The sequence below is a fragment of the Thiohalophilus sp. genome, from assembly GCF_031581315.1.
Taxonomy (GTDB): domain Bacteria; phylum Pseudomonadota; class Gammaproteobacteria; order UBA6429; family Thiohalophilaceae; genus Thiohalophilus.
The window spans coordinates 14,738-18,235 of record NZ_JAVLAZ010000034.1; the positions used below are offsets into that span (position 1 = coordinate 14,738).

4 protein-coding genes and 1 pseudogene are annotated in these 3,498 nt (G+C 56.4%); all 5 read left to right on the forward strand.

Features of this window, described 5'->3' with window-relative positions; genetic code table 11:
• Positions 1-213 (forward strand): annotated as a pseudogene (locus RI563_RS06825) (hypothetical protein); the annotation flags it as partial.
• Positions 210-935 (forward strand): LPS export ABC transporter ATP-binding protein, encoded by a 726-nt coding sequence (gene lptB, locus RI563_RS06830; protein WP_310693620.1) that lies wholly within the window; start codon positions 210-212, stop codon positions 933-935. The pseudogene RI563_RS06825 and the gene lptB, both read left to right, overlap by 4 nt.
• 128 nt (positions 936-1,063) lie before the next feature.
• The gene (locus RI563_RS06835; protein ID WP_310693621.1) at positions 1,064-2,554 is read left to right on the forward strand and encodes an RNA polymerase factor sigma-54; all 1,491 of its coding nucleotides are present in this window, start codon (positions 1,064-1,066) and stop codon (positions 2,552-2,554) included.
• Positions 2,555-2,568: 14 nt separating this feature from the next.
• Positions 2,569-2,895 carry a ribosome hibernation-promoting factor, HPF/YfiA family gene (gene hpf, locus RI563_RS06840; RefSeq protein ID WP_310693622.1) on the forward strand — a complete coding sequence of 109 codons (327 nt, stop codon included), beginning with the start codon at positions 2,569-2,571 and terminating at the stop codon, positions 2,893-2,895.
• 18 nt (positions 2,896-2,913) lie between these two features.
• On the forward strand, positions 2,914-3,372 hold the full coding sequence (gene ptsN / locus RI563_RS06845) for a PTS IIA-like nitrogen regulatory protein PtsN (protein WP_310693623.1): 459 nt from the start codon (positions 2,914-2,916) through the stop codon (positions 3,370-3,372).
• Positions 3,373-3,498: the final 126 nt, after the last annotated feature.

Consider the following 3,498-nt stretch of genomic DNA (forward strand, 5'->3'; position numbering starts at 1 on the left):
ACCCGCAGCGGCGAGCTGCTGCTGATCGACGACGCCCGGGTCACCCAGGGCGCCAACCGCTTCAGTGGCGCACGCATCCATTACGACACCCGCAACAGCATTGTCGCCGCCAACAGCCAGGGGGAAAGCTCGCCCTCCCCGGACTCATCTGACGACGGGCGGGTGAAGGCGATTATCGAGCCGGCCGACAAGGCCGGAGACAACGCCCAATGAGCCAGCTTATCGCCAGCCAGCTGGGCAAGCGCTACAAGGGCCGTGAGGTGGTCAAGGATGTCTCGCTAACGGTCAACAGCGGCGAGATCATCGGCCTGCTGGGCCCCAACGGGGCCGGCAAGACCACCGCCTTTTATATGGTAGTGGGACTGATTGAGGCCGATCAGGGGCAGATACACCTGGACGACGAAGATCTGACGCCCCTGCCCATGCACCTGCGGGCGCGGCGCGGCATTGGCTATTTGCCGCAGGAAGCTTCGATATTTCGCAAGCTGAGTGTGGCCGAGAATATTCTGGCCATTTTGCAAACCCGCAAGGAGCTGGCGCCCTATCAGCAACAGCAGAAGCTCGAAGAGCTGCTCGAAGAGCTGCACATCAGTCATATCCGCCAGAGCACGGGGATCAGCCTCTCCGGCGGCGAGCGCCGACGGGTGGAAATTGCCCGGGCGCTGGCGACCGAGCCGCGTTTTATCCTGCTCGATGAACCGTTTGCCGGCGTGGACCCGATCTCGGTGCTGGATATCCAGAGTATCATCCGGCATCTGAAAGACCGCGGTATCGGGGTACTGATAACCGACCATAATGTTCGGGAAACCCTGGGTATCTGCGAACGGGCCTATATCATCAACGCCGGTGAGGTCATCGCCGAGGGCGAACCGGACCAATTGTTACAGAACAAACAGGTACGCAAGGTGTATCTTGGGGAAAACTTTCGCCTCTAGCTCACCGTATGCCATATTCGTGTCGCAACACCGGAAATCCGGCCTAAAGGCCTCGGCAGTCGCGAACGAAATACGCTAAAATTAACATCAGCCAGCATGCTGGTTCACTGGCCAACTCCAACCATAATATGAAGCAAACCCTACAACTTCGACTCGGTCAGCATCTGACCATGACCCCACAGTTGCAGCAAGCCATTCGGCTGCTACAACTGTCGACGCTTGAGCTGCAGACTGAAATCCAGGATGCCCTGGATTCCAATCTGATGCTGGAAGTCGAGGAAGAGGGGGACAACAGTGCAGAGAACGCCGAACCGGCCGATAATTATACCGTCGCCGAGGCGCCTCCGAACGCAGAAACGCCCGCCACCGAGCGCGAAGAAAGCGAGCCGGCCAGTTCCGGCGACACAAACAGCGAAATTCCCGACGATCTGCCGGTCGACAGCAGCTGGGATGACATTTACGACAACATCGCCGCGCCTCTGACAGGAAGCTCGGGCGAGAGCAGCCAGGACTATGAAATCTCCGGCACCACCAGTGAAAGTTTGCAGGACTACCTGCGCTGGCAAATGGAACTGAGCCATTTCAGCGACACCGATCGCGCTATTGCCGAGGTCATTATCGACTCGATCGATGACGACGGCTATCTGGGCTGCAGCATCGAGGAGGTCCAGCAGGCGCTGGGTGACGAGGAGATCGAGCTCGATGAGGTCGAGGCCGTTTTACATCGCATCCAGTATTTTGATCCCCCGGGAGTCGCTGCCCGCGATCTGCGTGAGAACCTGATCCTGCAACTCAAGCAGTTTCCGCTGGAACACCCGCAACTGCAAAAAGCCCAGGAACTGGTCGAACATCATTTTGAACTGCTCGCACATCGCGACTACGCCCAGTTGCAACGCAAACTGAAACTGAACGACACCGAATTGCGGGAAGTGATTCAGCTGATCACCTCGCTGAATCCCCGTCCCGGCGGCCAGATTGCTACCGGCCAGCCTGAATATATTATTCCCGATGTGGTTGTCAGCAAGGTCAAGGGGCAATGGCGGGTGGAACTGAATCCCGATGCCGCGCCCAAACTGCGCATCAACCCCCATTACGCCAGCCTGATCAAGCAGGTCAAAAGCGACGAGGACAGTAGCACCCTGAAAAACCACCTGCAGGAAGCCCGCTGGTTTCTCAAGAGTCTGACCAGTCGTAACGAAACGCTGCTCAAGGTCGCCACCAGCATTGTCGAGCGTCAAAAAGACTTTCTGGAACATGGCGAGGAAGCCATGAAAGCCCTGGTGTTGCATGATATTGCCGAGGAAGTCGAAATGCACGAGTCGACCATCTCGCGGGTTACCACCAAAAAATACATGCACACGCCACGCGGCATCTATGAATTGAAATATTTTTTCTCCAGCCACGTCTCTACTTCCAGCGGCGGAGAGGCCTCCGCGACGGCCATTCGGGCCCTGATCAAGAAGCTGATTGCCGCTGAAACACCGAGCAAACCCCTGAGCGACAGCAAGATCGCCACCATTCTGTCAGACCAGGGGATCAATGTTGCCCGGCGCACCGTCGCCAAGTACCGTGAAGCACTGGCGATACCTCCATCCAATGAACGCAAACGTCTGGCTTAACCCGGGAGATAACCATGCAAGTCAACATCACAGGTCATCATGTCGACATCACCGAATCCATGCACGACTATGTCATCAGCAAACTGGAACGGGTGGAACGACACTTTGATAATGTCACCAATGTTCACGTGATTCTGAGTGTGGAAAAGAACCGTCAGAAAGCCGAAGCCACCGTGCATATCAGCGGCGGAGAACTGTTCGCCAATGCCGAGAACGAAGATATGTATGCGGCCATTGATGCGATGGCAGACAAACTGGACCGTCAAATCAAAAAGCACAAGGAAAAGCTGACCGACCATCATCGTGCTGAAGGTGGCCTGAAAAAGCAGCCCATCGAATAAACCTGAACAGGCCTGATCATGCAACTATCAGATTTTCTCAGCCCGGAACGCGTTGTCTGCGGCTCGTCAGCCTCAAGCAAAAAGCGTGTTCTGGAATTGCTCAGCGAACTGCTGGCCACTGACCAGCAGGAGGCCGATTCGACGGAGATCTTTGAAAGCCTGATATCCAGGGAACGCCTGGGGGGAACCGGCATCGGTTACGGTGTCGCGATTCCCCATGGCCGCCTGAAAAACTGTGATCATGCCACCGCTGCCTTTGTGCAGCTCAAACAGCCCATCGATTTTGACGCGATAGACAAACAGCCGGTGGATTTGTTGTTCGCCCTGATCGTGCCCGAGGAGTCGAGCGAGGAACATCTCAAGCTGCTGGCCATGCTGGCGGGCATGTTTAATGACGATGAATTCCGGCAACGAGCGCGACAGTGCCCCAATAACGACTCAATGCACCAGCTGTTGAGCGAACAGTCCCGGAGCTGAGTTTATGACCGAGCCAGTTACCACCAACGACATTTTCCAGGCGCATCAAAAGCAACTGGGTCTGGAATGGGTGGCTGGCCAGGAAGGCAATCGGCAATTGAGTGAGGTGGATACCCGCCTCTCGGA

Coding starts and splice junctions, on each gene's coding strand:
- lptB (WP_310693620.1), top strand. CDS start 210: ATGAGCCAGCTTATCGCCAGCCAGCTGGGCAAGCGCTACAAGGGCCGT.
- RI563_RS06835 (WP_310693621.1), top strand. CDS start 1,064: ATGAAGCAAACCCTACAACTTCGACTCGGTCAGCATCTGACCATGACC.
- hpf (WP_310693622.1), top strand. CDS start 2,569: ATGCAAGTCAACATCACAGGTCATCATGTCGACATCACCGAATCCATG.
- ptsN (WP_310693623.1), top strand. CDS start 2,914: ATGCAACTATCAGATTTTCTCAGCCCGGAACGCGTTGTCTGCGGCTCG.